Annotated in this window: 21 protein-coding genes; 8 read left to right on the top strand and 13 right to left on the bottom strand. The window is 73.2% G+C overall.

The genetic code is table 11. The annotated features are described in order from the left end of the window. Window position 1: 1 nt before the first annotated feature. Both ACLBYG_RS13615 and ACLBYG_RS13610 read right to left on the bottom strand, forming a co-directional pair. Window positions 2-1,594 carry a DHA2 family efflux MFS transporter permease subunit gene (locus ACLBYG_RS13615; protein ID WP_447681785.1) on the bottom strand — a complete coding sequence of 531 codons (1,593 nt, stop codon included), beginning with the start codon at window positions 1,592-1,594 and terminating at the stop codon, window positions 2-4. Further along, on the bottom strand, window positions 1,591-2,829 hold the full coding sequence (locus ACLBYG_RS13610; RefSeq protein ID WP_447681784.1) for an HlyD family secretion protein: 1,239 nt from the start codon (window positions 2,827-2,829) through the stop codon (window positions 1,591-1,593). Before ACLBYG_RS13610 ends, ACLBYG_RS13615 begins: the two co-directional genes overlap by 4 nt. A gap of 78 nt (window positions 2,830-2,907) precedes the next feature. Between ACLBYG_RS13610 and ACLBYG_RS13605 the strand changes: the two genes are divergently transcribed. Continuing rightward, on the top strand, window positions 2,908-3,582 hold the full coding sequence (locus ACLBYG_RS13605) for a TetR/AcrR family transcriptional regulator (RefSeq protein ID WP_091926397.1): 675 nt from the start codon (window positions 2,908-2,910) through the stop codon (window positions 3,580-3,582). Window positions 3,583-3,792: 210 nt separating this feature from the next. After that, a complete protein-coding gene (locus ACLBYG_RS13600) occupies window positions 3,793-4,503 on the top strand; it encodes a DUF1013 domain-containing protein (RefSeq protein ID WP_020093323.1) in 711 nt (236 codons plus the stop codon). Window positions 4,504-4,548: 45 nt separating this feature from the next. On the opposite strand, the gene ACLBYG_RS13595 is transcribed toward ACLBYG_RS13600, so the two are convergent. The 3 genes from ACLBYG_RS13595 to ACLBYG_RS13585 form a co-directional block, all read right to left on the bottom strand. Next, window positions 4,549-5,907, bottom strand: coding sequence for an MFS transporter (locus tag ACLBYG_RS13595; RefSeq protein WP_447681783.1), 1,359 nt, complete (start codon window positions 5,905-5,907; stop codon window positions 4,549-4,551). Between the two features lie 191 nt (window positions 5,908-6,098). Beyond that, the gene (locus ACLBYG_RS13590; protein ID WP_447681782.1) at window positions 6,099-7,124 is read right to left on the bottom strand and encodes a histone deacetylase family protein; all 1,026 of its coding nucleotides are present in this window, start codon (window positions 7,122-7,124) and stop codon (window positions 6,099-6,101) included. Window positions 7,125-7,155: 31 nt separating this feature from the next. Beyond that, a complete protein-coding gene (locus ACLBYG_RS13585) occupies window positions 7,156-8,592 on the bottom strand; it encodes an HD domain-containing phosphohydrolase (protein WP_447681781.1) in 1,437 nt (478 codons plus the stop codon). Between the two features lie 443 nt (window positions 8,593-9,035). On the opposite strand from ACLBYG_RS13585, the gene ACLBYG_RS13580 reads away from it, so the two are divergent. Then, window positions 9,036-9,920 (top strand): LysR family transcriptional regulator, encoded by an 885-nt coding sequence (locus ACLBYG_RS13580; RefSeq protein WP_091677452.1) that lies wholly within the window; start codon window positions 9,036-9,038, stop codon window positions 9,918-9,920. A gap of 42 nt (window positions 9,921-9,962) precedes the next feature. On the opposite strand, the gene ACLBYG_RS13575 is transcribed toward ACLBYG_RS13580, so the two are convergent. Beyond that, window positions 9,963-10,250 (bottom strand): hypothetical protein, encoded by a 288-nt coding sequence (locus ACLBYG_RS13575; protein ID WP_020093318.1) that lies wholly within the window; start codon window positions 10,248-10,250, stop codon window positions 9,963-9,965. A 134-nt stretch (window positions 10,251-10,384) separates the two neighbouring features. Then, window positions 10,385-10,831 (bottom strand): DUF1236 domain-containing protein, encoded by a 447-nt coding sequence (locus ACLBYG_RS13570; protein ID WP_447681780.1) that lies wholly within the window; start codon window positions 10,829-10,831, stop codon window positions 10,385-10,387. Between the two features lie 214 nt (window positions 10,832-11,045). On the opposite strand from ACLBYG_RS13570, the gene ACLBYG_RS13565 reads away from it, so the two are divergent. Then, entirely contained in the window at window positions 11,046-12,734 is a 1,689-nt protein-coding gene (locus ACLBYG_RS13565; RefSeq protein ID WP_100252112.1) for a thiamine pyrophosphate-binding protein, read from the top strand. Between the two features lie 33 nt (window positions 12,735-12,767). Here ACLBYG_RS13565 and ACLBYG_RS13560 read toward each other — a convergent pair whose 3' ends face one another. Beyond that, window positions 12,768-14,096: an Nramp family divalent metal transporter gene (locus ACLBYG_RS13560; RefSeq protein WP_447681779.1), complete on the bottom strand. Its 1,329-nt coding sequence runs from the start codon at window positions 14,094-14,096 to the stop codon at window positions 12,768-12,770. 187 nt (window positions 14,097-14,283) lie between these two features. On the opposite strand from ACLBYG_RS13560, the gene mntR reads away from it, so the two are divergent. Beyond that, window positions 14,284-14,745, top strand: coding sequence for a manganese-binding transcriptional regulator MntR (gene mntR, locus ACLBYG_RS13555; RefSeq protein ID WP_020093314.1), 462 nt, complete (start codon window positions 14,284-14,286; stop codon window positions 14,743-14,745). Between the two features lie 80 nt (window positions 14,746-14,825). Here mntR and ACLBYG_RS13550 read toward each other — a convergent pair whose 3' ends face one another. Then, window positions 14,826-16,022: a zinc-binding metallopeptidase family protein gene (locus tag ACLBYG_RS13550; RefSeq protein ID WP_447681778.1), complete on the bottom strand. Its 1,197-nt coding sequence runs from the start codon at window positions 16,020-16,022 to the stop codon at window positions 14,826-14,828. Window positions 16,023-16,219: 197 nt separating this feature from the next. Here ACLBYG_RS13550 and ACLBYG_RS13545 point away from each other — a divergent pair, with 197 nt between their 5' ends. The 3 genes from ACLBYG_RS13545 (at window position 16,220) to ACLBYG_RS13535 (ending at window position 23,208) form a co-directional block, all read left to right on the top strand. Further along, a complete protein-coding gene (locus tag ACLBYG_RS13545; protein WP_447681777.1) occupies window positions 16,220-19,498 on the top strand; it encodes a transglutaminase family protein in 3,279 nt (1,092 codons plus the stop codon). A gap of 157 nt (window positions 19,499-19,655) precedes the next feature. Then, a complete protein-coding gene (locus ACLBYG_RS13540; protein WP_447681776.1) occupies window positions 19,656-22,193 on the top strand; it encodes a circularly permuted type 2 ATP-grasp protein in 2,538 nt (845 codons plus the stop codon). A gap of 115 nt (window positions 22,194-22,308) precedes the next feature. After that, complete coding sequence (locus ACLBYG_RS13535) at window positions 22,309-23,208, top strand: transglutaminase-like domain-containing protein (protein WP_132367660.1); 900 nt, start codon at window positions 22,309-22,311, stop codon at window positions 23,206-23,208. Window positions 23,209-23,331: 123 nt separating this feature from the next. On the opposite strand, the gene ACLBYG_RS13530 is transcribed toward ACLBYG_RS13535, so the two are convergent. The 4 genes from ACLBYG_RS13530 to ACLBYG_RS13515 all read right to left on the bottom strand — a co-directional run bounded on the left by ACLBYG_RS13530 (window position 23,332) and on the right by ACLBYG_RS13515 (window position 26,283). Then, window positions 23,332-23,943 carry a pyridoxamine 5'-phosphate oxidase family protein gene (locus tag ACLBYG_RS13530; RefSeq protein ID WP_447681775.1) on the bottom strand — a complete coding sequence of 204 codons (612 nt, stop codon included), beginning with the start codon at window positions 23,941-23,943 and terminating at the stop codon, window positions 23,332-23,334. Between the two features lie 7 nt (window positions 23,944-23,950). Then, entirely contained in the window at window positions 23,951-25,657 is a 1,707-nt protein-coding gene (locus ACLBYG_RS13525; protein ID WP_447681774.1) for a lysine--tRNA ligase, read from the bottom strand. 123 nt (window positions 25,658-25,780) lie between these two features. Continuing rightward, window positions 25,781-26,059, bottom strand: a complete 279-nt coding sequence (locus ACLBYG_RS13520; protein ID WP_447681773.1) for a type II toxin-antitoxin system RelE/ParE family toxin — start codon at window positions 26,057-26,059, stop codon at window positions 25,781-25,783. Then, complete coding sequence (locus ACLBYG_RS13515; protein ID WP_447681772.1) at window positions 26,056-26,283, bottom strand: hypothetical protein; 228 nt, start codon at window positions 26,281-26,283, stop codon at window positions 26,056-26,058. Before ACLBYG_RS13515 ends, ACLBYG_RS13520 begins: the two co-directional genes overlap by 4 nt. Between the last annotated feature and the right edge of the window lie 74 nt (window positions 26,284-26,357).

The raw sequence follows: 26,357 nt of genomic DNA, 5'->3' as shown, positions 1-26,357 counted from the left end.
CTCAGTGCGCCTCCACGGGTCCGGCGGCGCGCTGCGGCTTCTTGAGGATGGCCACCACGGCGAGGCTCGCCACGAGGCTCACGCCCACCAGCCAGAACCCGTCCGCGTAGGCCATCACGTAGGCCTCGCGGCGGACCTGGGCGGCGAGCTGGCCCAGCGCGACGCCCTTGGCGGCCAGCGGGTCGGCGATGCGGGCGTGCATCCCGGCGGCGAGCGCCGCGAGCCGGTCCTGGGTGCGGGTGGCGTTGACGGTGATCGCCTCAGCCAGCATCGAGAAGTGGAAGTGCTCCCGCCGGTCGATCATCGTCGACAGCATGGCGATGCCGATCGAGCCGCCGAGGTTGCGCATCATGTTCGACAGGGCGGAGGCGTCCGCGGTGTCGCGCGGGGCGAGGCCGACGGTGGAGAGCTGCGACAGCGGGATGGTGAAGAGCGGCTGGCCGACGGCCCGCATCAGCTGCGGCAGGATCAGCTGGTCGGCGCCGACATCGTGGGTCAGGCCGACGTTGATCCAGCAGCTCGCGATGAAGAACAGCGTGCCGGTGACCACCAGCACCCGGGCGTCGAAGGTCCGCATCAGCAGTGGCATCATCGGGAAGAGGACGAGCTGCGGCAGGCCCGACCACATCACCACGTAGCCGATCTGCTGGGCGTTGTAGCCCTGGATCTGCGCGCAGTAGACCGGGATGATGTAGATCGACCCGAACGAGACTGCGCCCAGCACGGTCATCAGCACGCAGGCGCCGCCGACCGAGCGGTTGGCCAGGACCCGCAGGTTGATGAACGGGCGCTCGGTCGTGAGCTCGCGGACGATGAAGCCGGCGATGCCGGCCACCGCCAGCAGCGACATGTTCACGATGACCTGCGAGCCGAACCAGTCCTTGCGCTGGCCCTCCTCCAGCACGTAGGTCAGGGCCGGCAGGCCGATCGCCATCAGGCCGATGCCGATCCAGTCGCCCTTGAGCAGCTCGCCCCAGCGCGCCGGCACGCTGTCGAAGGCGCCGAGCTGGATCGCCGCCGCCACGGGTCCGAAGATCAGGTTCAGGTAGAAGATGTAGTGCCACGACAGGTTGTCGGTGAGCCAGCCGCCGACCGTCGGGCCGATCGCCGGCGCGAAGGTCGCGGTCAGCCCGAACAGGGCGATGCCGACCGCCTGCTGGCTCCTGGGCAGCCGCGTGCGCACGATCACGATCGCGGTGGGGATCAGCACGCCGCCCGTGAAGCCCTGTCCGGCCCGGAACAGGATCATCTGGCTCAAGGACGTCGAGAGCGCGCAGGCCAGCGAGAAGGCGGTGAACAGGATGGTGTTCACCGCGAGGTAGCGGCGCAGGCCGATCACCGAGGACAGCCAGCCGGTGAGCGGGATCACGATGATCTCGGCCATCAGGTAGGCGGTGGAGATCCAGCTGCCCTCCTCGGTGGAGGCGCCGAGCGCCCCCTGGATGTCGGCGAGCGACGCGTTGGTGATCTGGATGTCGAGGATCGCCGTGAAGGCGCCGAGGATCGCGCCGAACACGGCGAGCCAGTCCCGGGCGCTCGCCTTCGCCTCGGGCACGGCCACGGCCGGCACGGGGCTGGTCGGGGCCGGACTCATCGGGGCAGGGCCTCGCTGACGAGGGCCGGAGCGGGCCTCGGCCGGGCGGGCCGCACCGGCTCGACCGGATCCTGGGTGTGGACCGTGGCCTCCACCGACAGGCCCGGGCGCAGGCGGGCGATGAGCGGATCCGACGGGTCGAGGGCGACGCGCACCGGCACGCGCTGCACCACCTTGGTGAAGTTGCCGGTGGCGTTCTCCGGCGGCAGCAGCGCGAATTGCGAGCCGGTGCCCGGGGAGAAGCTCTCGATCCGGCCCCGGAACGCGTGGTCGCCGAAGGCGTCGACCGTGAAGGTGACGCGCTGGCCCTCGACCATGCGGCCGGTCTGGGTCTCCTTGAAGTTCGCCACGAGGTAGATGTCGCGGCCCATCGGCACGACGGTCAGGAGCCCGGTGCCGGCCGAGACGACCTGCCCGATCCGCAGCGCCCGGTCGCCGGCCACGCCGTCGATCGGCGCCACGATGGTGGTGTAGCTCAGGTCGAGCCTCACCCCCTCGACCTTGGCCTGCGCGCCCTCCAGGCTCGCGCGGGTGCTGGCCTCGAGCGCCTGCAGGCTGTCGATCTGCTTCTGCGCGGCGTCGAGCGAGGCGGCGGCCTTGTCGCGGGCGGCGTGGCGCTGGCGCAGGTCGGACTCCGCCTGCTGCTGGCGCTGCACCGTGCCGGACCCGGTCTGCAGCAGGTTCTGGTAGCGGGTGTATTCCTGCTGCGCGAAGGTGAGGGCGGCCTCGGCGTTGGCGAGGTCGGCCCGCGACGAGGCGACCTGCGCCCGCTGCTGGACGATCGCCGAGGCGACGCCCAGGATCTGCGCCCGGTCCTTCTCGACCTCGGCCTCGGCCTGCCTGAGCTGGACCCGGTAGGACCGGTCGTCCAGGCGGGCGATGACGTCCCCGGCCTTCACCGGCTGGTTGTCGCCGACCAGCACCGCCGCGACGGTGCCGGCGATGCGCGGCGCCACCGTGACCTTGTCGGACTGGAGATAGGCGTCGTCGGTCACCTCGAGGAAGCGCCCGACACTCCACCAGTGCCAGCCGTAGGTCCCGGCCCCGCCCAGCGCGAGCAGGCCGAGGAGGGGCAGCACGATCCGCGCGCGGCGGCGGCGCGGCGCCGGTGCGGAGACAGTGGCCGGGACCGGCGCGGAGACCGGGGGCGTGACAGCCGCGGTGGCCGGCGCGGTGACCGGCGCACCCGCGACCGGGTCGGCGCTCTTGAAGCTGTCGCTGCGACGTGCGTCCATCGGGTCTGGCCAGAATCAAAACGGTACGGTATCGTTTTAATAGGACGAACGGCGGTGGTGAGCAAGGAGGATCGCGGGGTGACGGTCACGGAGATCGAGCGGGCGGAGGCGGGCCCGCGGCGCGGCGGCCGGCCGACCCGCGCGGAGGCGGCCCGGCGCGAGGCGCACCTGATCGCCGTCGCCACGACCCTGTTCCTGGAGCGCGGCTTCGACGCTACCTCCATCGACGCGGTGGCCGAGGCCGCCGGGATGAGCAAGCCGACGGTCTACGCGCGCTACCGCGACAAGCGGGCCCTGTTCGAGGCGGTCCTGCGCGAGCGGATCGCCGCGTGGCTGGCGCCTCTCTCCGCCGCGGCCGAGGCCCAGGCCGCGCAGGGCGGGAGCGACGACGTCGAGACCGCCCTGGAGGATCTCAGCCGCACCCTGCTGGCCCACGGGCAGTCGCCGGGCGCGGCGATGCTCAAGCGCAACCTCGTGGCCCAGGCGCTGCAGTTCCCCGAGCTCGCCCGCCTCGCCCACGAGGAGGGCTGGCTGCGCGGCGTGCGCGCGGTGGCGCAGCTGCTCGACGCCTTCGCGCGGCGCGGGCGGATCGCCGTGGCGGATCCGGAGATCGCGGCCGACCTGTTCCTCAGCCTCGTCCTCGGCCGGTCGTCCCAGGCGACCCTCTACGGCATCGCCACCGACCCGGAGGCGCAGGAGCGGCGGCGGCAGGCGGCGGTGCGGCTGTTCCTCGACGGGGTGCGCCCGCGCTGAGGGCGACCAGTCGGCGCCGGTGATCCGGCCGCCGGTAGAATCGGCACGCCGGGCTCCGAACGGGTCCAACCCGCGATTGCGCCCCTCCCCGCCCGGGCCTATAGTGCGTCATCCCCATTCGACAGCGTGAGACGGGACATCCGGATCGGTCATCCGGAGCCCGCGGCCCGATGCCCGGCCCCCGTCCCGCCAGGCCGGAGCACGAGAAGCATGTCCCAGGGTCCGCTGATGCCGAAGGCGACCGCCGTCTGGCTGGTCGAGAACACCTCGCTCGCCTTCGAGCAGATCGCCGATTTCTGCAAGCTGCACCCGCTGGAGGTGAAGGGCATCGCCGACGGCGAGGTCGCGGCCGGCATCAAGGGGCTCGACCCGGTCTCCACCGGCCAGCTCACCCGCGACGAGATCGAGAAGGCCCAGAAGGCGCCGCACTACAAGCTCAAGCCCGCCGTCTCGAAGGTGAAGCTGCCGGAGGTGAAGCGCACCACCAAGGGCCCGCGCTACACCCCGCTCTCCCGCCGCCAGGACCGGCCGAACGCCATCCTGTGGCTGCTGCGCAACCACCCCGAGCTGAAGGATTCGCAGATCATCCGGCTCGTGGGCACCACCAAGTCGACGATCCAGCAGATCCGCGAGCGCACCCACTGGAACTCGGGCTCGCTCCAGCCGATGGACCCGGTCACCCTCGGCCTGACCACCCAGATCAACCTCGATTTCGAGGTCCAGCGCGCGGCGGCCGACCGCCCGGCCGCGGTGGCGGCCGAGTCCGGCGCCTCGCTGCTGCCGACCGAGGTCTCCACGGCCCGCGACGCCGACGAGCGGGACCACGAGGACGATCACGGCGGCCGCGAGGAGCGGCTCGACGCCGATTCGGTCTTCGCCAAGCTCAAGGGCCGGCACCAGGACGAGGACGACGAGGACTAGGACCAGGACCGGCCCCCGCTCCGACCGAGCGGGGGCCGGACCGACCTATTCCGGCAGCGGCCGGCCCCGCGTCTCCGGCATGAACCACGGCACCACGAGGCCGATCACGTAGACGCTCGACAGGGTCAGCGCCGCCGCGGCGACGCCCCCGAAGGCGGTCACGATCTGCCCGGCCAGGATCGGGAAGATCCAGGCGATCAGCCGCGCGCCGTTGAAGACCGCGCTCGACGCCGTCGCCCGGACCGCCGGGGTGAACAGCTCCGCGAGGTAGATCGCCATCCACGAGAAGGCGAAGCCCAGGGTGAAGAACCCGTTCAGGAAGGCGAGCGCCATGAACGGCACGAGCCCGCCGGTCCAGAGGTAGCAGGCGAGCGACGTGGCGATGCAGCCGGCATAGGTCACGAGCAGGAAGGCGCGGCGCCCGATCGCGTCGGCCACGAAGCCCGAGATCACGTAGGCGGTGATCGCCCCAATATTGTAGACGATGCCCATGCGCGGGCCCCAGACATTGGCCGGCGCGCCCGCGGCCTTGGCGAGCCCCTCCGTGTAGGCCGGCAGCCAGGACGAGACCGCCCACCAGCCCACCGTGGTGGCGAAGGACAGGAGCGTGGCGAGGAGGACCCGCCGCCGGCTCTCGGGCTCGCGGAAGATCTCCGTCAGGGAGAACGGGCGCCGCGCGCTCCGCGGGGCCCGGTCCACGTCCTCCGCATCCTCGGCGGTGGCCGCCCAGCGCTGCGCCTTGAGCGCCCGCATCCACTGCTCGGATTCCTCCAGCGCCCGGCGCAGGTACAGGCACACGAAGGCCGGCAGCGCGCCCAGCGCGAACAGGATCCGCCAGGATTCCGCGCCCAGGGGCTCGGTGGCGGCGAGCACGGCCCACACGATGGCGGCGAGCACCGCGCCGCCGCCGAAGCCCGATTGCAGGAAGCCGCAGCCCTTCGGGCGGGCCCGGTTCGGCCAGGTCTCGGCCACGAGGGCGATGCCGGTGGACCATTCCGAGCCGATGGCGAGCCCGGTGATGAAGCGCAGGACGGCGAGCTGCGTGAAGCTCTCCGCGAAGGCGGTGAGCCCCGTGAACAGCGCGTAGCCCAGGATCGACACCATCATCATGCGCTTGCGGCCGATGTAGTCGGCCGCGATCCCGCCGATCAGGCCGCCGATCCCCCAGCCGAGCAGCGTGATGCCGATGGCGAGGCCCACGTAGAAGGCCGGCGCCTGGGCCTGCTCGGGGGTGAGGATCGAGGCCAAAGCCGGGCGCAGGGCGTAGACCAGGGCCACCGCCTCGTAGCCGTCGAAGATCCAGCCGAGATAGCTGCCCCACAGGATCCGCCAGTGGCGCCGGGTGAGACCCGCGTGCCACGGGGCGCCGGCCGCCTCGCGCATGCCCACGTCGCCCGCGTCCATCGCCCGTTCCTCCCGCCCGGGACGCGTCTGCGGCGCCCGCCCCGCCCTGATAGGTCGGTTGTGGCATCGGGTCGACCATATCCGGGCGGCCGATCCGGCGCCCCGGCGATCACGATCGCATCACGCCTTCACTGCGCAGCTTCACTGCGCACCTTGCACTGGGCACCTTCTGCGCGCCCGCGGCGTTCGGCCTAGCGCGCGGCGTCGAAGGCGGCGAGGAAGGCCGCGAGGTTGTCCGGCAGGGCCGCGCAGAGGTAGCCGCCCTCCTGGACCAGCGCCGTGGGCAGCCCGGCCCGGGCGATCCGCTCCGCCGCCCCGACGAAGCCCGCCCGGGAGACCGCGAGGGCGCCGATCGGGTCGTCCGCGGCGGCGTCGAGGCCGAGCGCCACCACGAGCGCCCGGGGCCGGTGCGCGGCGATCGCCGCGAGGCCCGCCTCGACGGCCTCGAGCCAGGGCGCGTCCCCCGAGCCCGGCGGCAGCGGCAGGTTGCGGTTGAACCCCGCCCCCGCCCCGGCGCCGGTCTCGTCGGCGTAGCCGGCGAAGAACGGGAAGTAGTCGGACGGGTCGGCGTGGACCGAGACGGTCAGCACGTCGGCGCGGTCGTAGAAGATCCCCTGCGTGCCGTTGCCGTGATGGACGTCGATGTCGAGGATCGCCACCGGGCCGCCGGTCGCGGCGCGCATCCGCTCGGCCGCGATGGCGCTGTTGTTGAGGAAGCAGAAGCCGCCGGCGGAATCCGCGTAGGCGTGGTGGCCGGGCGGGCGGCACAGGGCGTAGGCGTGCCCCGCCGCCAGCGCAGCGTCGGCGGCCGCGACCGCGCACTGCGCCGATCCGTAGACCGCCGCCCAGGTGCCGGCGCGGATCGGCGTCGAGGTGTCGGCGGTGTAGAGGCCCAGGCGCCCGAGGAGGCCGGCGGGCTTCCGGTGCATCTGCGGCCGGGCGAAGGCCCCGGTCAGGATCTCGTCGCCGATGCCGGGGATCGCGTCCCGGCGCGCCCAGGCCTCGGCCAGGAACGCCACGTAGTCGGGATCGTGCACCGCCCGGATCGGGTCGAGGCCCTGATCGGCCGGCTCGGCGAGGTCGTGGCCGCCCCGGACGGCCGCGTCCCGCAGGATCGCGTAGCGGGCCGCCTGCTCGGGATGCGGGATCGGCGCGCCGCGGCGCATGTAGCGCTCGGGATCGTGCCGGCTCGAATCGGGCGTGTGGACGATGCGCATGCCGGCAGGTTAGGGCCCGCCGGGCCGCGCGTCATCCGCCCGGGACGGCCTCGCGGGGCGCGCCCGCATGGGATGCACCCGGATGGGACGGGCTCAGATGAGGTAGACGGTGCCGTCCGCGCGGAAGACCTTCGGGCAGTTCGCCCCGTCCACGAGGCGCTGGGCATCCTCCAGGGAGATCCCGTGCGCCAGGGCGATCTCCGGCAGCGTCTTCCAGGTCGGGGTCATGGTCCGGCTCCGTCCGTGATCCGTGCGGGTCGGGGATCAACGGCGCAAACGCCTCCGGGTTCGCCGACAGGGCCGATGACGGCTCCAGGATCCTGTCGAGGGTGTCGGCGCGCCACCCCGTCGGGTCGGGCGCGGCGGGGGCGACCTCGCGCAGGAGGGTCGGGACCCGGGCCCAGGGTTCCGTGACCGGCCCGGCGCTCGGCCGCATGCCCGCCCGGGTCCGCCCGCCGGCGACGCGGATGTCCGGGAAGCGCGCGCAGAACGCCGCCACGCAGTCGGGGTCGAAATGGCGGCCGCTCTCGGCGCGGATGCAGTCCAGGGCCGCCTCGAAGGGCATCGCGTCCTTGTAGGGCCGCGCCGTGGTCAGGGCGTCGAACACGTCCGCCACCGCGACGATCCGGGCCGAGAGGGGAATGGCGGCGCCGGCGAGCCCGTGCGGGTAGCCGCCGCCGTCCCATTTCTCGTGGTGGAACTCGGCGATCTCCGCGGCCAGCCGGATCAGCTCGGAGGCGCTCCCGCCCAGGATGCGCCGGCCGATCGCGGGGTGCGTCTTGACGAGGTCGAACTCGTCCCGGTCGAGCCGGCCCGGCTTCAGCAGGACGCCGTCCGGGATGCCGACCTTGCCGACATCGTGCAGCGGCGCCGCGAGGTAAAGGTTGCGGCAGATCTCCGGTGCCAGCCCGAGCCCCTCGGCCACGATCTGGCTGTAGCGGGCCACCCGCCACGTGTGATCGCCGGTGTCGTTGTCGCGGTACTCCACCGCCAGCGCGAGGCGGAAGATGATCTCCTCCTCGCGCTCGCGCATGTGGCGCAGGGCGGCCTCCACCTCGCCGTCGAGCCAAGCGGCCTGCTCGGCCAGCCGCCGCACCGCCCGGGCGAGCCGGATCAGGTTGCGCAGGCGGACGGTGAGCTCGACGCCCTGCATGGACTTGTCGAGGAAATCGGTCGCCCCGGCCTCCAGGGCGGCGAGCCGCACCGCGTCCGAGATGTCGCTGGTGACCATCACGATGGGCACCTGGGCGTAGTGCGGGATGGTCCGCATCTGCCGGATGAAGGCGATCCCGTCGATGTCGGGCATGTGGCAGTCGACCAGGACGAGGTCGAAGGCCCGCGTCCGCGCCTCGACCATGGCGGCGACCGGGTCGCCGTGATCGGTGACGGACACGTCGGGCTTGGCCTCCAGCAGCAGGCGCAGCCGCATCCGCATGGTGGCGCTGTCGTCGACGAGGAGCGCGTCCATCAGCGGCTCCCGGGCCGGCGCAGGCGATCCCGGGGCGGCCGCCGGACCGGGTATGTCGACACAGGAACCATCGCCGCGACGCCTCGCAAGACTGTCGAGCAGCATTGAATGATCCGGCATTAACGGGTGGTAAATCGTCGCTCTGGGCTATATTGAGGAGATTTACTTTACTCGGAGCCTTGGCGGGTGCGAATTCGGGTCTTCGTTTGTCGGAGACCGGTGGGGCCGCGGCGATCGACCCGCGGAGAGTTGGCTTCGCCCGCTCCGGGGCGCCTGAGGGATCGGCGTGTCTGTAACCGGGATCGCCGCGGCGGCCCCGGCGCGGCCCCGGGATGGCGGGGTTGACGCGGTCGCCAAGCCCCCCGACGGAGACGCGGATCAGGACGGGTCCCGGGCGGCCTGGGACGCGCCGGCCGGACGGCGCGGCGGGAGGCGCCTTCGCGATGATGCGGTTCGATCTCGTCGATCTCGGCCTGTTCCGGCACGTGGTCGAGGCCGGCTCGATCACCCACGGGGCCGCGCGGGCGAACCTCGCCCTGGCGGCCGCCTCGACGCGGATCCGGCTGATGGAGGAATCCCTCGGCGCCGCCCTGCTGACCCGGGGCCGGCAGGGCGTCAGCCCGACCCCGGCCGGGCGCGCGCTCCTCGTCCATGCCCGGGAGGTCCTGGCCGGGGTGGAGCGCCTGCGCGAGGAGATGGCGGCCTTCTCGGGGAGCGCCTTCGGGCAGATCCGGGTGCTGGCCAACACCAACGCGCTCACCGAATTCCTGCCGGAGGCGCTCTCGGCCTTCCTGGCCGATCACCCCGGGATCGGCGTCGAGATCGACGAGCGCACCTCCGAGGAGATCGTCGGGCTGGTGGCCGAGGGGGCGGCCGATCTCGGCATCCTGTCCGGCACGGTGGATACCGGCTCGCTGCAGACCTTCCCGTTCCGGGAGGACCGGTTCGTGCTGGTGGCGGCCCGGGACCATCCCCTGGCCGCGCGCGGGACGATCCCGTTCGCCGAGGTGCTCGGCCACGACCTCGTCGGCCTCGACCGGCGCAGCGCCATCAGCCGCTTCCTCGTCGCCCAGGCGGTGCGCGAGGGGCGGCCGATGCGCCTGCGTGTCCAACTCCGGGACTTCGACGCTGTCTGCCGTCTCGTCGAGGCGCGGGTCGGGCTGGCGATCCTGCCCGAGAGCGCCGCCGCCCGCGCCGCGCAGGGCCTCGCCCTCGCGGTGGTGCCCCTCGCCGACGCCTGGGCGCGGCGCGACCTGACCCTGTGCCTGCGCGACCTCGACGGGTTGCCGCCGTTCATCCGGGCCTTCGTGGCGGAGCTGCGCGCCTGAGCGGAACCCGCCCCGCCGCGGACGGGCCCGCGCGCGGCGGCGTCAGCGCCACCGCTCGTCCGTGCAGGCCAGCAGGTAGACGACGTGCATGCAGCGCGCCTGGGCGGCCTGCGAGGGCGCGTCGCCCATGCAGGCGCGCATCCCGACGGAGAGGAGGTCGCGATCGACGTCCTGATTGCGCGCGCAGGTGAAGATCGGCTGGAAACCCTCGAACCGGCTCACCTGCCAGAAGATGACCATGACCGCGAGCAGGCAGAAGGTGCAGACCAGGATCCGGCTGTCGTAGAACCAGTGCCGCCGTCCGGCATCCGCGGCGTCGCGCGCGCTCATCCCGTCACCAGGCCCGTCACCAGGCCCGTCACCGGGAGCGCCGACGGGAGCACCGCCCGGATCCCCACCCTTCTCGGCATCGGCTCGCCCTCTTCCTCGCGCCGGATCCCCGGCCGCCCGGGCCGCCCGGGCCGTCAGTCGATCACCTCCACGATCCGGCGCGACCGCGGGTCGACGAGGACCGGGTGGTCGTTGACGATCGTGTAGCTGTAATCCGGCAGGGCGAACTCCCGCGGGACATCGTAGTACACGATGCCGTCCTCCGGGAGCACCGTGCCGACCCGCACGGGTCCCGCGAGCGCGATGGAGGGGCGGCGCTCGCCGCGGGCGTAGATGCGGAACCGCTCCCGCCGGTCGACGCCGAGGATGCCGTTGGCGGTGCCCACGGCCGCCCCGATCGCGCCGCCGACGATCGCCCCGAGGGGGCCCGCCATCTCCTCGCCGCGCGAGGCGCCCTCCTGGGCCCCGCGCTCGAGCCCCTGCGCCCGCGCGCCCGCGGCGAGGCCCAGGGCGGCTGTCAGGGTGGCTATCGGGGGAGCCACCAGGGTGGCGAGGAGCGCGAGGGACGCCGCGATCCGCATGATGTTCGTCCTGGTCGGTGGCGTGGATCGGCAGGCCTGCGCCCGGGGGCGCGGGCGCGTCCCGGCCGGAGGCTACGCCAAAAAGGCTGCCGATCGGTTGCCGGTCAGTTGCCGCCCGGCGCGGGGTGGGGCGGGGTGGGGTGGGGCGGGGCCGGCATTGCCCCGGTCCGCCCATGGGGTAGCCTCCGGCTGATTCCGTCGGAGAGGACAGGGCATGCCGATCGAGACCGTGGAGACCGCCGGCCGCCGCCGGGGCGCCGACCTCCTGGTGGAGGTGCTGCGCTCGGAGGGCGTGCGCTACATCTTCGGCAATCCCGGCACCACCGAGTTGCCGCTCATCGACGCGCTCACCGAGGCGCCGGACATCGCCTACATCCTCGCCCTGCAGGAGGCGACCGCCGTGGCGATGGCGGACGGCTACGCGCAGGGCGCCCGCCGGCCCGCCTTCCTCAACCTGCACACGGCGGGCGGCCTCGGCCACGCCATGGGCGGGCTGGTGAATTCCCAGGTCTCCGGCACGCCGCTGGTGGTCACCGCCGGGCAGCAGGATCTCCGCCACGCCCTGACCGACCCGCTGCTGATGGGCGACCTCGTCGCCATCGCCGACCCGGTGATGAAGTGGGCCCGCGAGGTGACGAGCCCGGACCAGATCCCGATCCTGCTGCGCCGGGCCTTCCACGACGCGGGGGCCGCCCCCTCCGGGCCGGTCTTCCTGTCCCTGCCCATGGACGTGATGGAGGCGCTGTCGGCGGTGCCGGCCGGCGAGACCTCGACCATCGACCAGCGGGCCGTGGCGGGTTCCCTCGACCGCCTCGCGGAGAAGCTCGCCGCCATCGCGCCGGGCCGCCTCGCGCTGATCGCGGGCGACGAGATCGACGCCTCGGACGCCTCGGCGCAGATGGTGGCGCTCGCCGACCTGCTGGCGGCGCCGGTCTACGGCTCGTCCTGGCCGGCCCACATCCCCTTCCCCACCGCGCACCCGCTCTGGGCCGGGAACCTGCCGACCCGGGCCGACGCCATCGCCGAGATCCTCGGGCGCTACGACGCGGTGTTCGCGCTCGGCGGCAAGTCGCTGATCACCGTGCTCTACTCGGAGGTCTCGGCGGTGCCGCCGGGGGTGCAGGTGTTCCAGCTCTCGGCGGACGTGCGCGACCTCGGGCGCACCTACGCCACCTGCCTGTCGACGGTGGGCGACATCCGCGCCTCCCTCGACGCCCTGCTGCCGCTCCTCGCGCCCCGCCTCGCCGACCGGGCCGACGCCTTCGCGGGCCTGCGCGCCGGGGCGGTGACCGCCCGGGCCGAGCGCCGGGCGAAGCTCGCCGCCGCCGCCGACGCGGCCTTCGAGGATCCGGTGATCGCGCCGCTGGTCGCCGCCCGGGAGGTCGCCCGCGCGGTCGGGGCCGAGACCACCATCGTGGACGAGGCGCCCGCGACGCTCACCCACCTGCGCACCTTCCTCGACAGCCCCTCCGCGCACCAGTACGCGGCGATGCGCGGCGGCGTGCTCGGCTGGGGCATGCCGGCCGCGGTCGGCTTCTCCCTCGGGCTCGACCGGGCGCCCGTGGTCTGCGTGGTCGGCGACGGGGCCGCGCTGTACTCGCCGCAGGCCCTCTGGACGGCGGCGCACGAGAAGCTGCCGGTCACCTTCGTGGTGATCAACAACGCCGAGTACAACATCCTCAAGACCTTCATGAAGGGCCAGGCGCACTACGCCTCGGTGCGCGCCAACCGCTTCATCGCCATGGACCTCACCGACCCGCGGATCGACTTCCCGGCGCTGGCCGCCTCGATGGGCGTGCCCGCCCGGCGGGTGACCCGGGCGGCCGACATCGCCCCGGCGATCGAGGCCGGGATCCGCTCGGGGGGCGCCAACCTCGTGGAGGTGGTGGTGCGGGCGACCTGAGCGGGGCCGTCGTCAGGGCTGCCGGCGGGGCTCTCACTCCAGTCCCGGCACCGGCACCCCGAAGGCGACCGCCAGCAGCACCATGTTGAGGGCGAGCACCAGGGCGGCCCCCGCCACGGCGGCGGCCTGGGTGAGCGGGCCGTTGGCGAAGGGCCCCATCACGCTGCGGCGCCGGGTGAACACCACCAGGGCCACCATCGGCACCGGCAGGGCGAGCGACAGCACCACCTGCGACAGGACCAGCGCCTGCGTCGGGTCGACCCCGATCGCCACCACCGCGAAGGCCGGCAGCATGGTCACGAGCCGGCGGACGAGGAGCGGGATGCGCCAGCCGGTGAAGCCCTGCATCACCAATTGCCCGGCGAGCGTGCCCACCACCGAGGAGGAGATCCCGGAGGCGAGCAGCGACACCAGGAAGGCCGCCCCCGCGGCGGGCCCGAGGAGCGGCGTCAGGGTGCGGTAGGCCTCGCCGATCTCCGCCACCTCGCTGTGGCCGACGTGGAAGGCGGCCGCCGCCATGATCACCATCGCCATGTTGACGAGGCCCGCCAGCAGCAGCGCCACCACCACCTCGCGGTTCGAGTAGCGGACCAGCAGGCGCCGGTCAGCCTCGGTGCGGGGATTGCCCCGGCCTTGGGTCAGGCCCGAATGCAGGAACAGCGCGTGCGGCATCACGGTGGCGCCGATGATCCCGACCGCGATGGTGAGCGCCTGCGCGTCCGGGATCCGCGGGGTGACGAGGCCCTTGGCGGCCTCGCCCCAGGCCACGGGCGCGATCAGGAGCTCGACCGCGTAGCAGAGGCCGATCGTGCCGACCATCGCGCCGATGGCGATCTCCACCGGCCGGAAGCCCTCGTGCTCCAGGAGCAGGATCGCGTAGGTGACCACCGCGGTGATCGCCATGCCGGCCATGAGCGGCATGCCGGTGAGCAACGACAGGCCGATCGCGCCGCCGAGGAACTCCGCGAGGTCGGTCGCCATGGCGGCGACCTCGCTGATGCCCCACAGGGCGAGGCGCACCGGCCGCGTCGTCGCGTCCCGGCAGTGCTCGGCGAGGTTCTTGCCCGTGACGATGCCGAGCTTGGCCGACAGGGCCTGGAACAGCATCGCCGTCAGGTTGGCGAGCAGCACCACCCAGAGCAGGCCGTAGCCGTAGCGGGCGCCGGCCTGGATGTTGGTCGCGAAATTGCCGGGGTCCATGTAGGCGATCGACGCCGTCACGGCGGGGCCGGCGAACAGCAGGAACCGGGCCCGGCCGCCGGGACGGCCGTCGAGGACGTCGCGGATCGCGCCCTCGGTCCGCCGGCTCATCGCCCCGGGCGCGGCGCGCCCGGGGGCCGTCGCGGCGTTCGGCGCCACCATGCTCGAACCCTCTCCTCAAAGATATAGCGGAGGCTATATTCAGGGTTCGCGGCCAGGATTCAAGGGGTTGGATTCAAGGGGCTGGCAGCGGCCGCCGGTATCGGCCCCGCGGGACTCCCCTCGAGGTGGCGGTGTTTGCTAGACAGGGGTCGGGGCGGCCCGCGCGGACCGCGGTGGGGGAGAGCCGATGCAGGAACCGTCCGAGCCGGGCTCGCCCGAGACCGCGCTGGTCGATCCCGAGCGCCACGTGGAGAGCTTCCGCCAGGCCCGCGAGGCCCGGCGCTCGGAACTCGTGGAGGATTACGTCGAGCTGATCGACGACCTGATCGGCGACGGCGGCGAGGCGCGGCAGGTGGACATCGCGGCCCGGCTCGGCGTGGCGCAGCCGACCGTCGCCAAGATGCTGAAGCGCCTGTGCGAGGACGGGTTCGTCCAGCAGCGGCCCTATCGCGGCGTGTTCCTGACCGAGGCCGGCCGCCGGCTCGCCGCCCAGGCTCGGGAGCGCCACCGCATCGTCGAGCGCTTCCTGTGCGCGCTGGGCGTGAGTCCCGAGACCGCGCGGCGGGACGCGGAGGGGATCGAGCACCACGTCAGCGCCGAGACGCTCGCGGCGTTCCGCGCCTTCGCGGAGCGGCACGGGGGGGCGTGAGGCGCCCCTCCGACCGTCATCGCCTCGCGCCGCTCGCAGAGACGCTCGCAGAGACGTTGTGTCTGCCGCGACCGCCACCCTCACGCCGTCGGCGCCGCCACCTTCTGGCGCAGGCCCAGGATCACCGCGCGGAGCATCTCGGCGCCCGCCGCGCCGGCATCCGGCAGGGTGCCGGTGCGGGAGGCGTAGACCCGCTCGTGCACGAAGGCGAGCTTGGCGATCACCGCGGGTGTCAGCTTGAACGGGTAGAGCGCCGGCTGGCCCATGCTGTGGGACAGCGAGTTGATCGCGTAGGTGAGCGGCAGCCACGCGGCGATCAGCCGGTCGAGGTCGGCCGTGTTGTACGGGTCGAAGTCGATCACGGTCGGCGCCTGCGGCCCGGAAGGCCCCCGCTGGCGCAGGCGCGGGCGCACGTGCAGCTCGAAGGTCGAGGCGGTCTCCACCGTGTCGACGATATGCAGGTAATGCGCGAAGGTCTCGGCGAAATCCTCCCACGGATGGGCCGTGGCGTAGGCTGAGACGTAGGCCTCGTCCCAGTCGGCGGGGGCGCCCCTCGCGTAGTGGTCCTGCAGGGCCTGGACGTAGTCGCGGCGCTCGTCGCCGAACAGCGCCCGGAAGGCGTCCCAGTCGGGGCTGTTCAGCACCAGCAGGTACCAGAAGTAATGCCCGATCTCGTGCCGGAAATGGCCGAGCAGCGTGCGGTAATGCTCGCCGAACAGGATCCGGCGGCGCTCCCGCTCGACGTCGTCGGCCTCGGCGATGTTCATGGTGATCAGGCCGTTGATGTGGCCCGTCAGCACCGGCGGCCCGCCGGAGACGCTCTCGGACGGGTCGACCAGGAAGTCGAAGGCCAGCCCGTCCGTGTACTGGGCGCGGGTGGCGAGCGGCAGTTCCAGGCGCAGCAGCGAGTAGAACAGCCGGTGCTTGGCCGCCTCGATCTGGCGCCAGCGGACGAGGTTCCAGGGCTGCGACAGGTCCGGCACGACGCGGTTGTGGCGGCAGGCGGTGCAGTAGATGTCGGGGCTGTCCTCCGGCACCAGCCAGTTGCAGGCCTGCGCGAGGGCGTTGTTGCACAGCCGGTAGCGCCGGCCGGGATCGGCGTAGGCGTGGAAGACCTGCGCGCCGCCCATCAGCGGGTGGGACGAGAGCCCCTGCGGCTCCAGCGCCGAGACCTCGTGGACCGCGCAGGCGTAGCCCAGCGGCCGCGCGCAGCTCTCGCAGGCGGTCGCCTCGAAGGTGACCGGCTGGTCGCAGGCCTGGCACTGGAAGATCTTCATCGCGCGGTCCCGGGCCGGCGGCCGGCCCACCTGCCGGTCAAGCGGGGCCGGGCGGCAAAGTTCCTGCCAGCGCCCCGGACGGACGGGCGACGCACGGAAATTGCTTGTTGCGCGATCCGTGTCGCATAACCGTGCGGTGGGCGCCGGCGCCAGGGACCGGCAGCGCGACCGCGTTCGATCCTTCCGACGGAGCCATCGTGTCGATCAGAGCCGCCCTGCATCACGTCACGCATTACCGCTACGACCGGCCGATCAGCCTGGGCCCCCAGGTGATCCGCCTGCGCCCGGCCCCCCACGCCCGCACCAAGGTCCCGGCCTACGCGCTCACGGTCACGCCCGCCAACCATTTCCTGAACTGGCAGCAGGATCCGAGCGGCAACTGGCTCGCCCGCCTCGTCTTCCCCGAGAAGACCGACGAGCTGAGGATCGAGGTCGACCTCACCGCCGACATGGCGGTGATCAACCCGTTCGACTTCTTCGTGGAGGATTACGCCCAGGTCCGGCCCTTCGCGTACGACCCCGCCCTCGCCGAGGAGCTGGCCCCCTACCTCGCCCCGGTCGACGCGGAGTGTCCGGAGATGGAGGCGCTGCTGGCCCGTCTCCCGGAGGAGACCAGCACGGTCCAGTTCCTGGTGGCGCTGAACGGCCTGATCGCCCGGGAGACCGCCTACGGCGTCCGCATGGAGCCCGGCGTCCAGACTCCCGCCGAGACCCTGCGGCTGAAGAGCGGCTCCTGCCGCGACTCGGCGTGGCTGCTCGTGCAGGTGCTGCGCCGGATCGGCCTCGCCGCCCGGTTCGTCTCCGGCTACCTGATCCAGCTCGTGCCCGACACGACCGCGGTCGACGGGCCGACCGGCGCGTCGGCGGACTTCACCGACCTGCACGCCTGGGCCGAGGTCTACCTGCCGGGCGCCGGCTGGGTCGGCATGGACGCCACGTCGGGCCTGCTCACCGGCGAGGGCCACATCCCGCTCGCCGCGACGCCGCACTACCACTCCGCCGCGCCGATCTCGGGGGCGATGGAGCCGGCCGAGACCACCTTCGACTTCGCGATGACGATCACCCGCGTCGCCGAGACGCCGCGGATCACCAAGCCGTTCTCGGAGGACGTCTGGGCCGCCATGGACGCGCTGGGCGAGCGGGTCGACGCCGACCTCGCCGCGCAGGACGTGCGGCTGACCATGGGCGGCGAGCCGACCTTCGTGTCGGTGGACGATTTCGAATCGCCCGAGTGGAACATCGCGGCCGTCGGCCCGACCAAGCGCGGGCTCGCCGACCAGCTGATCCGGCGCCTGCGCGACCGGTTCGGCCCGGGGGGGCTGCTCCATTACGGTCAGGGCAAGTGGTATCCCGGCGAGAGCCTGCCCCGCTGGGCCTTCGCGCTCTACTGGCGCAAGGACGGCAAGCCGATCTGGCGCGACCCGGACCTGATCGCGCCGGAGGTGGCCGCCGGGGAGGCGGGGCACGCCACCATCGCGCAGGCCGAGGCGCTCGCCGACGCGCTGGCCCGCCGCCTCGGCCTCGCCGACTACGTCTTCCCGGCCTTCGAGGACGGGGAGCTCTGGGAGCGGAAGACCGCGGAGCTGCCGGTCAACGTCACGCCGGCCGACGCCAAGTCGGGCTCGGTGGAGTTCGACGCCCGGATCAGGCGGGTCTACGCGCGGGGCCTCGGGGAGGCGGCCGGCTACGTCCTGCCGCTGGCGAGCCTGCCCACCGGCAAGGGCGGCGAGGCCGACCGCGTCTGGATCTCGGAGACGTGGGACTTCCGGCGCGGCGCCGCCTTCCTGGTGCCGGGGGACTCGCCCGTGGGCTTCCGCCTGCCGCTGTCGTCCCTGCCCTACGTGCCGCCGGAGCACTACCCCTATTACCAGCCGCAGGACCCGCTGGAGCCCCGCGCCGCCCTCCCCGACGGTCATCAAGGCGCCACGGTGGTCAACGGCGCCGGCGTCACCGGCGTCGCGGTGCGCACGGCCCTGTCGTTCGAGCCCCGGGACGGGGTGGTGCGGGTGTTCATGCCGCCGGTGCAGCGCGCCGACGAGTATCTGGAACTCGCGGGCCACCTGGAGGCGGCCGCCGCCGCGCTGAAGCTGCCGATCCACCTCGAGGGCTACGAGCCGCCCTACGACCCGCGGATCGGCGTCATCAAGGTCACCCCCGATCCCGGCGTGATCGAGGTGAACGTCCACCCGGCCGCCTCGTGGCGGGAGGCGGTCGCCATCACCACCGACCTCTACGCCGAGGCCCGCCAGACCCGGCTCGGCGCGGAGAAATTCATGACCGACGGGCGCCATACCGGCACCGGCGGCGGCAACCACGTGGTCATGGGCGGCGTCACGCCGGACGATTCCCCGTTCCTGCGCCGGCCGGACCTGCTCAAGAGCCTCGTGCTCTACTGGCAGCGCCACCCCGCGCTCTCGTACCTGTTCTCGGGCCTCTATATCGGGCCCACGAGCCAGGCGCCGCGCATGGACGAGGCCCGCCACGACGGGCTCTACGAGCTGGAGATCGCGCTGGCCCAGGTGCCGGCCCCGGACGCGCCCAACATCCCGCGCTGGCTCGTCGACCGGATCTTCCGCAACATCCTCGTCGACGTCACCGGCAACACCCACCGGGCCGAGATCTGCATCGACAAGCTCTACTCGCCGGACGGGCCGACCGGGCGCCTCGGCCTCTTGGAGTTCCGCGCCTTCGAGATGCCGCCGGACGCGCGGATGAGCCTCGCGCAGCAGCTCCTGCTCCGCGCCCTCGTGGCGTGGCTGTGGCGCGAGCCGCAGACCGGCGGCTGTGTCCGCTGGGGCACGAACCTCCACGATCGGTTCATGCTGCCGCATTTCCTCTGGTCCGACTTCCTCGCGGTGCTGGAGGATCTGCGGGCGGCGGGGTACGATTTCGATCCGGTCGCCTTCGAGGCGCAGGCCCTGTTCCGGTTCCCGGTCTTCGGCACGGTCGAGCAGGGCGGGGTCCGGATGGAACTCCGCCAGGCGCTGGAGCCCTGGCACGTGATGGGCGAGGAAGGGACCAGCGGGGGCACCGTGCGCTTCGTGGACAGCTCGGTCGAGCGGCTGCAGGTCAGGGTCGAGGGCTTCGTGCCCGAGCGGCACGTCATCGCCTGCAACGGCCGCCGCCTGCCTATGACCTCCACCGGCCGCGGCGGCGAGGCCGTGGCGGGCCTGCGCTTCAAGGCGTGGCAGCCGGCCTCCTCGCTGCACCCGACCATTCCCGCGCACTCGCCGCTGACCTTCGACATCCTCGACGCCTGGAGCGGGCGCTCCCTCGGCGGCTGCCGCTACCACGTCGCCCATCCGGGCGGGCGCAACTACGAGACCCACCCGGTCAACGCCTACGAGGCGGAGGGGCGGCGCCTCGCCCGCTTCCAGCCGAACGGCCACACGCCCGGTCGGATGGAGATGCCCCGCCCGGAATCGAGCGCCGAGTTCCCGCTGACCCTCGACCTGCGGACGCCGGCCCCGCAATGACCCGCGATGTTCGGACATCCGGGGCGGACACCGGCACGGGCGGCAGAGCGCGACGCGCCCCCGCTCCCGTGCGGGAGAGGGACCCGCGCTCCGTTCTGCGGCCGCGTCGTCGTCCACGCTGCGTGGATCCGCGAGCCGCGATGACCCGGGATCCGTGATGGAGGCGGCGCTCGCGGGCAGCCGCGGCCGGGCCGAGCGGCCGGAGGGCCCGCGGGAGCGCGTCGCCCGCTGGAGCGCGGGCTACCGCCCCGCCCCCGGCCGGCCGGACGAGTTCCTGGGCCCCGACGGCGCGCCCCGCGGGGCGTGGCCGCGCCTGCTCGACCGTCTCGGCGGCCTCACCGAGCCGGAGATCATGGCCCGGTTCGTCGCGGCGGAGCGGCACATCCGGGACGCGGGCATCTCGTTCCGCATCGCCGGCGACCAGCGCGAGCACCCCTGGCCGCTGGGCTGCCTGCCCCTGGTGATCGAGGGGCCGGAATGGGCGGCGCTCAGCGCCGGCATCGTCCAGCGCGCGGAGCTGATGGAGGCGATTCTCGCCGACGCCTACGGCGAGGGCCGGCTGGTCGCCGAGGGGCTCCTCCCCGCCGCGATCGTGGCCGGCACGCCCGAGTTCCTGCACCCGCTCCACGGTGTCGCGCCCCCCGGCGGCCACTACCTCAAGCTCTACGCGGCCGATCTCGGCCGGGGACCGGACGGGCGCTGGCAGGTGCTCGCCGACCGGACCCAGGCGCCCTCGGGCCTCGGCTGGGCGCTGGAGAACCGCATGGTCCTGGCCCGGACCTTCCCGGACTTCTTCCAGGACCTCCACGTCGAGCGCCTGCCGGCCTTCTTCCAGGCGTTCCGCGACGGGCTGGCGCTGGGGGCGGAGCGCGCCGACCCGCGGATCTGCCTGCTGACCTCCGGCCCCTACAGCAGCACCTACGTCGAGCAGGCGGCGCTCGCCCGCTACCTCGGCCTGATGCTGGTGGAGGGCGACGACCTCGTCATGCGCGACGGGCGCCTGCACGTGCGCACCGTCTCGGGCCTGAAGCGGGCCGACGCCCTGTGGCGGCGGATCGACGCCGACTTCCTCGACCCCCTGGAGCTGAACCCGGCCTCGCGCCTCGGCGTGCCCGGCATCCTCGACGCCCTGCGCAACGGCTCCCTGGTGATGGCCAACATGCCGGGCGCGGGGCTCGTCGAGTCGGCCGCCCTCGCCCCCTACCTCGACGGCATCGCCCGGCGCGTCCTCGGCGAGCCCCTGCGGCTCGGCCATCCGCGCACGTGGTGGTGCGGCGACCTCGAGGGCCTGGCGCACGCGCGGGCCAACCTCGACAGCCTGACCCTGCGCCCGGCCGCCACGCCCCAGCGCGGGGCGGGGCGCGACGCGATCCTGGCCGGCCCGGTCCTGGCAGCCGAGCGCGAGCGGGTCGTGGCGGCCCTGCGCGACCGGCCCTTCGACTACGTCGCCCAGGAGGCGGCGCCGCTCTCGACGATGCCGGGCTGGGAGCGCGGCCCGGACGGCCTGTTCCTGACGCCCCGCCCCTTCGTGGTCCGCGTCTTCGCCGCGCGGACGCCCCTCGGCTGGCAGGTCATGCCCGGCGGCTTCTGCCGGGTCTCGGAGCGCGAGGACGTCGACCCGATCGAGCTGCGGCTCGGCATCCGCTCCGCCGACGTCTGGGTCCTGTCCGAGGAGCCAGTCGCCGCGCCCCTGATCGGCACGCAGGCGGCGCCGCGGGTGCGGCGGGTCGGCGGGCACCTCCCCGCCCGGGCCGCCGACGGCCTGTTCTGGCTCGGCCGCTACCTGGAGCGCGGCGAGGCGGTGATCCGGCTGGTGCTCGCCCACCTGCGCAGCGTCGGCGACGCCGTCGGGACCGACATCTCGGGCGCCCTCGACACGCCGGCGGCCCTGGCGCTCCGGGCGCTGCTGCACGAGTGGGGCGCCATCGCGGCCGCCGACCTGCCGACCGCCCGCCTCGCCCAGGAGGCGCTGGCCGGGCGCGATCGGCCGGGCTCGGCCCGGTCCCACGTCATCGCGGCCCGCCGCAACGCCGCCGCGCTCCGCGCCCGCCTGTCGGGCGAGGCGTGGCGGGTGCTCGCCGACCTGAACGAGTTCCTGTCCCTCAACACCGAGCGGGCCTTCACCGAGTCGCAGCTCGCGGGCCGGGCCGAGCGGGCCCTGAGCCAGCTCGCGGCGCTCGCCGGCCTCACCCACGAGAACATGAGCCGCGCCGAGGGCTGGCACTTCATCGAGCTCGGGCGGCGGATCGAGCGGGCGATCAACACCGGCGCCTTCGCGCTGGCCTTCGCCAACGACGAGGCGACCCCCGGCTGCCTCGGGGTGATGCTGTCCCTGTGCGATTCACAGATCAGCTACGGGCGGCGCTACCTGCAGGGGGCGGCCCTCGACCCCGTGCGCGACATGGTGCTGCTCGACCCCTACAACCCGCGCTCGATCGCCTTCCAGGCGGAGGCGATCACCCGGCACCTCGCCGACCTGCCGGCGCTCGCCGCGGACGGGATCCCCGAGCCCCATTGCCGCCTCGCGACCCGGATCCTGGCGGAGTTGCGCAGCGGCGAGGCCGCGGATTTCGACGCCGTGCGCCTGACCGCGCTCGCGACCGACCTCGAGCGCCTCGCCGACGGCATCGCGGCCCGCTACTTCCCCACCGGGCCGAACGCGCTGCGCCCCGAGAAGCTGACGGGGCTGGCTTGATGCTGTGTGTCCTTGACGCTGCCGCCTCAAGGACGATCCGCAGCACGGGCTGCGGCGCGCCTTCGCGCTTGCCGGCGACCGCAGGCGACGGACGTCGCGATGGGCGGTGGCCGGGATGATCTACACGCTGCGCCACCGCACCGCCTACCGCTACGGCCGGCCGGTGCACTTCGCCCGCTGCACCCTGCGGCTCAAGCCGCAGGATTGCGAGGGCCAGAGCGTGCTGGCGAGCGCGGTCACGATCGACCCGAGCCCCGCCCGCGCGGTGATGCGGCGCGACTATCTCGGGATCGACGCGGTGGCGATCACCCTGGAGACGCCCCACACCACCTTCAGCGTCGAGGCGCTCTCCACCGTGCGGGTCGAGCGCCCGGCCCCGCCGCCGCCCGAATCCGGGATGGCCTGGGAGCGGGTCCGCGACGCCGTTCTCGCCGGGCGCGACCTCGGCGGCCGGGCGCCGGTGCATTTCCTGTTCCCGAGCGGCCGGGTGCCGCTGCTGCCCGCGATCACCGACTACGCGCGGCCGAGCTTCGCCGCCGGCCGCAGCGCCTACGGGGCGGCCCACGACCTGATGCTGCGGATCGGCCGGGATTTCCGCTTCGATTCCAAGGCCACCACCGTCTCGACGCCGCTCGCCGACTCCTTCGCGCTCCGGGCCGGGGTCTGCCAGGACTTCGCCCACGTGATGATCGCGGCCCTGCGCGGCATGGGCCTGCCCGCGGCCTATGTCAGCGGCTACCTGCGCACGGTGCCGCCGCCCGGCCGCCCGCGCCTGCGCGGGGCGGATGCGAGCCACGCCTGGGTGGCGGTCTGGTGCGGCGCCGGCTGGCTCGGCCTCGACCCGACCAACGGCGTCGCGGTGCGGGACGACCACATCGTGGTGGCCCGCGGCCGCGATTACGGCGACGTGGCGCCGGTCGACGGCATCGTCAGCGGCTCGGGCAAGCAGCGCCTCAAGGTCGAGGTCGACGTCATCCCCGACACCGAGACGCGGGATCTCGCGCTGGTGGGATGAGGTGACGCTCCGTCATCGCGAGCGCAGCGAAGCGACCCAGGGCGGCGCGACATCCCCGAAGGTGGCGCGACACCGGATCGCTCCGCTCCGCCCGCAAGGACGGGGATGTCGCGGACGCCACCCTCACCACATCGACTTGGCCGCCCGCTCCGGCCATTCCGCGTCGTAGCGCTGGCCGCCGACCTCGCCCGCGGTCAGCGCCGCCAGGATCGCCCCCGGCGTCGGCAGGCTTCCCGGGTCGACGCGGGCTTCCGGATCCCACAGCCCGGCCCGGATGATCGCCCGGGCGCACTGGAAGTACACCTCCGCGACGGTGATCACGAGGGCGGTGCGCGGCGCGTGGCCGTCGACCCGGAACGAGGCGAGCAGGTCCGGGTCGGCCGAGATCACCGCCCGGCCGTTCACCCGCAGCGTCGTGCCGGAGCCCGGGATCAGGAACAGCAGCGCCACCCGCGGGTCGCGCACGACGTTGCGGAGCGAGTCGATCCGGTTGTTGCCCCGCCGGTCGGGCAGGATCAGCGTGCGCGGGTCGGCGACCCGCACGAAGCCCGGCCGGTCCCCGCGCGGGCTGCAATCGAGCCCCTCGGGACCGGCGGTCGCCAGCACCGCGAAGGGCGAGGCCGCGATCAGCGCCGCGTAGTCCGGCGTGATCGCGGCCGTCACCTTCACCGTGGAGGCTGGCGCCAGGGGCGCGCTGTAGAGCGCCTCCAGCGCGGCGAGATCGTCGACGATCATCGCGCCCTCACGCGACCGGGGCGGCCTTGCCGGCCGCGAAGGCTTCGTGCTCGGCGACCAGCGCCCCCGACAGCGCCGAGGCGATCAGGCCCCGGGTCTCGTCGACGCCGTAGAGGGCCACGAAGGAGCCGAACCGGGGTCCGCGCGCCTCACCGAACAGCACGTTGTAGAGGCTCGTGAACCACGCCTGCGACACGCCGGGCCGCCCGTCCGGGCTCTTGGCCTTGCCGGACGTGTCGGGGAAGTGGCGCCGGCCGACCTCGTAGACCGCCGCCTGCAGGGCCTCGGGATCGGTGGAGCCGGCATGCTCGGCCAGCGTCTCCGACAGGTCCTCCAGGGCCGCCCGCTCCTCGGGCGTCGGCGCCCGGTAGGTCTTGGCCGGCCGCACGAAGTCCGAGAAGTACTTCAGGGCGTGCTTCACCAGCCGGTCGAGGCCCGGATGGGTCTCCGGCCCGGTCCGCGGCGCGTAGCGGCGGATGAAGCCCCACAGCACCGCCGGATCCTCGGTGTTGGCGACCGCAGCGAGGTTGAGCAGCATCGCGAAGGTCAGGCTCGCGCCCTCGACCCGCTCGGGCTCCGGCGGGGTGCCGGCGTGGAGGTGCCAGACCGGGTTGCCCAGCCGCAGCTTCGCGTCCTGGCCGGCGTAGCGGTCGAGGAAGCCGATATACTCGTCGACGTGCCGGGGGATCACGTCGAAGAACAGGCGCTTGGCCTCGCGCGGCTTGTTGTACATGAACAGGGCGAGCGATTCCGGCGTGCCGTACTTGAGCCACGCGTCGATGGTCAGGCCGTTGCCCTTCGACTTCGAGATCTTCTGGCCCTTCTCGTCCAGGAACAGCTCGTAATTGAAGCCCTCCGGCGGCTCGCCGCCGAGCGCCCGGGCGATCTTGCCTGAGAGCTTCACCGAGTCGATCAGGTCCTTGCCGGCCATCTCGTAATCGACGCCGAGCGCCACCCAGCGCATCGCCCAGTCGGGCTTCCACTGCAGCTTGGCGTGGCCGCCGGTCACCGGAGTCTCGTAGCGCTCGCCCGTGGCGGGATCGCGCCACACGATCGTGCCGCTCTCCGCCCTCACCTCGTCGATCGGCACCTGCATCACGTGGCCGGTGACCGGGTGGAGCGGCAGGAACGGCGAGTAGCTCGCTGAGCGCTCGGCCCGCAGCGACGGCAGCATGATCTCCATCACGGAATCGTAGCGCTCCAGCACGCGCAGCAGCGTCGCGTCGAACACGCCCGCGCGGTAGCACTCGGTCGCCGAGCGGAACTCGTAACTGAAGCCGAAGGCGTCGAGGAAGCGGCGCAGCTCGGCGTTGTTGTGCGCGCCGAAGCTGTCATGGGTGCCGAACGGGTCCGGCACGCGGGTGAGCGGCTGGTTGAGGTGCGCGGCCAGCATCTCCCGGTTCGGGACGTTGTCGGGAACCTTGCGCAGCCCGTCCATGTCGTCCGAGAAGGCGATCAGCCGGGTCGGCACCGCGTCGCGGGTGAGCACCCGGAAGGCGTGGCGCACCATGGAGGTGCGGGCGACCTCGCCGAACGTGCCGATATGCGGCAGGCCCGAGGGGCCGTAGCCGGTCTCGAACAGAACCTCGGTCTTGCCGGATTTCTCCAGCCGCGCCACGAGCTTGCGCGCCTCCTCGAAGGGCCAGGCGGCGGCGTTGGCGGCGGCCTCGATCACGTCGGCGTCGAGGGTCAGGGCTGGGGGAGCGGCGGGCATGTCTTCTGGGATGTACGCGAATTGGACGCGCGCACCCTAGAGCGGTTCGCACCGGAGCGGAACGCCCGGTCGTGCAAGGCGCTGATCCATTCGTCTGCACGCGCTCCATTGCGGGCATGTCGCTCAGGCTAGAGGCCGCTGCGCCGCGTGCCGGATGGTGCGCACGACGACCTCATCGGCAGTGACGCGATAGGTCATGATGTAGGGGTAAGGCGACACCACGATGCGCCGAATGCCGCGCCGGTCGGTCATCTGGCCCGCATAGGGATGGCGGAGAAGGAGTTCCAAACACGCGCCGATCCGCAGCAGGACCGCGTCGGCACCCGATGGGTTATGGCGCGTGATGTCGGCCAGCACGTGGTCGAGCTGGCGCGCGGCGGTGCGGGTCAGCCGCAGCCTCACAGGCCATACTTCGCCCAGATGGCGCGCACCTCCGCCTCGGTGGCATACTCACCACGCGCCTCCTCGGCGTCGGCTTCGTCCTGCTCCGCCGCCTCCTCCGGGCTGAACCGGTAGACCGATCCCTCATCCCCCACGAAGGCCAGCATGAGGCGGGCAATCTCGTCCTGCATCTCCGGTGCGAGGACCCGTGCCTTCGCCACGGCCTTCTCGAGCAGATCGGTCATGCGCCGCTCCTGATCCAGGGAGATCCGACGCCGTGCAGGATCCCCGATTCGCGCGTCTGGTGGAAGCCTTTCGC

This window comes from Methylobacterium sp. D53M, assembly GCF_053345625.1.
Note: the sequence above shows the minus strand (reverse complement) of the source record. Positions and strands in the feature narration are given on the sequence as shown.

What these genes read in the sequence shown, in the direction of transcription:
- ACLBYG_RS13615 (WP_447681785.1), bottom strand. Translation starts at nt 1,594, where the DNA reads ATGAGTCCGGCCCCGACCAGCCCCGTGCCGGCCGTGGCCGTGCCCGAG.
- ACLBYG_RS13610 (WP_447681784.1), bottom strand. Translation starts at nt 2,829, where the DNA reads ATGGACGCACGTCGCAGCGACAGCTTCAAGAGCGCCGACCCGGTCGCG.
- ACLBYG_RS13600 (WP_020093323.1), top strand. Translation starts at nt 3,793, where the DNA reads ATGTCCCAGGGTCCGCTGATGCCGAAGGCGACCGCCGTCTGGCTGGTC.
- ACLBYG_RS13595 (WP_447681783.1), bottom strand. Translation starts at nt 5,907, where the DNA reads ATGGACGCGGGCGACGTGGGCATGCGCGAGGCGGCCGGCGCCCCGTGG.
- ACLBYG_RS13590 (WP_447681782.1), bottom strand. Translation starts at nt 7,124, where the DNA reads ATGCGCATCGTCCACACGCCCGATTCGAGCCGGCACGATCCCGAGCGC.
- ACLBYG_RS13585 (WP_447681781.1), bottom strand. Translation starts at nt 8,592, where the DNA reads ATGGACGCGCTCCTCGTCGACGACAGCGCCACCATGCGGATGCGGCTG.
- ACLBYG_RS13580 (WP_091677452.1), top strand. Translation starts at nt 9,036, where the DNA reads ATGATGCGGTTCGATCTCGTCGATCTCGGCCTGTTCCGGCACGTGGTC.
- ACLBYG_RS13575 (WP_020093318.1), bottom strand. Translation starts at nt 10,250, where the DNA reads ATGAGCGCGCGCGACGCCGCGGATGCCGGACGGCGGCACTGGTTCTAC.
- ACLBYG_RS13570 (WP_447681780.1), bottom strand. Translation starts at nt 10,831, where the DNA reads ATGCGGATCGCGGCGTCCCTCGCGCTCCTCGCCACCCTGGTGGCTCCC.
- ACLBYG_RS13565 (WP_100252112.1), top strand. Translation starts at nt 11,046, where the DNA reads ATGCCGATCGAGACCGTGGAGACCGCCGGCCGCCGCCGGGGCGCCGAC.
- ACLBYG_RS13560 (WP_447681779.1), bottom strand. Translation starts at nt 14,096, where the DNA reads ATGGTGGCGCCGAACGCCGCGACGGCCCCCGGGCGCGCCGCGCCCGGG.
- mntR (WP_020093314.1), top strand. Translation starts at nt 14,284, where the DNA reads ATGCAGGAACCGTCCGAGCCGGGCTCGCCCGAGACCGCGCTGGTCGAT.
- ACLBYG_RS13550 (WP_447681778.1), bottom strand. Translation starts at nt 16,022, where the DNA reads ATGAAGATCTTCCAGTGCCAGGCCTGCGACCAGCCGGTCACCTTCGAG.
- ACLBYG_RS13540 (WP_447681776.1), top strand. Translation starts at nt 19,656, where the DNA reads ATGGAGGCGGCGCTCGCGGGCAGCCGCGGCCGGGCCGAGCGGCCGGAG.
- ACLBYG_RS13535 (WP_132367660.1), top strand. Translation starts at nt 22,309, where the DNA reads ATGATCTACACGCTGCGCCACCGCACCGCCTACCGCTACGGCCGGCCG.
- ACLBYG_RS13530 (WP_447681775.1), bottom strand. Translation starts at nt 23,943, where the DNA reads ATGATCGTCGACGATCTCGCCGCGCTGGAGGCGCTCTACAGCGCGCCC.
- ACLBYG_RS13525 (WP_447681774.1), bottom strand. Translation starts at nt 25,657, where the DNA reads ATGCCCGCCGCTCCCCCAGCCCTGACCCTCGACGCCGACGTGATCGAG.
- ACLBYG_RS13515 (WP_447681772.1), bottom strand. Translation starts at nt 26,283, where the DNA reads ATGACCGATCTGCTCGAGAAGGCCGTGGCGAAGGCACGGGTCCTCGCA.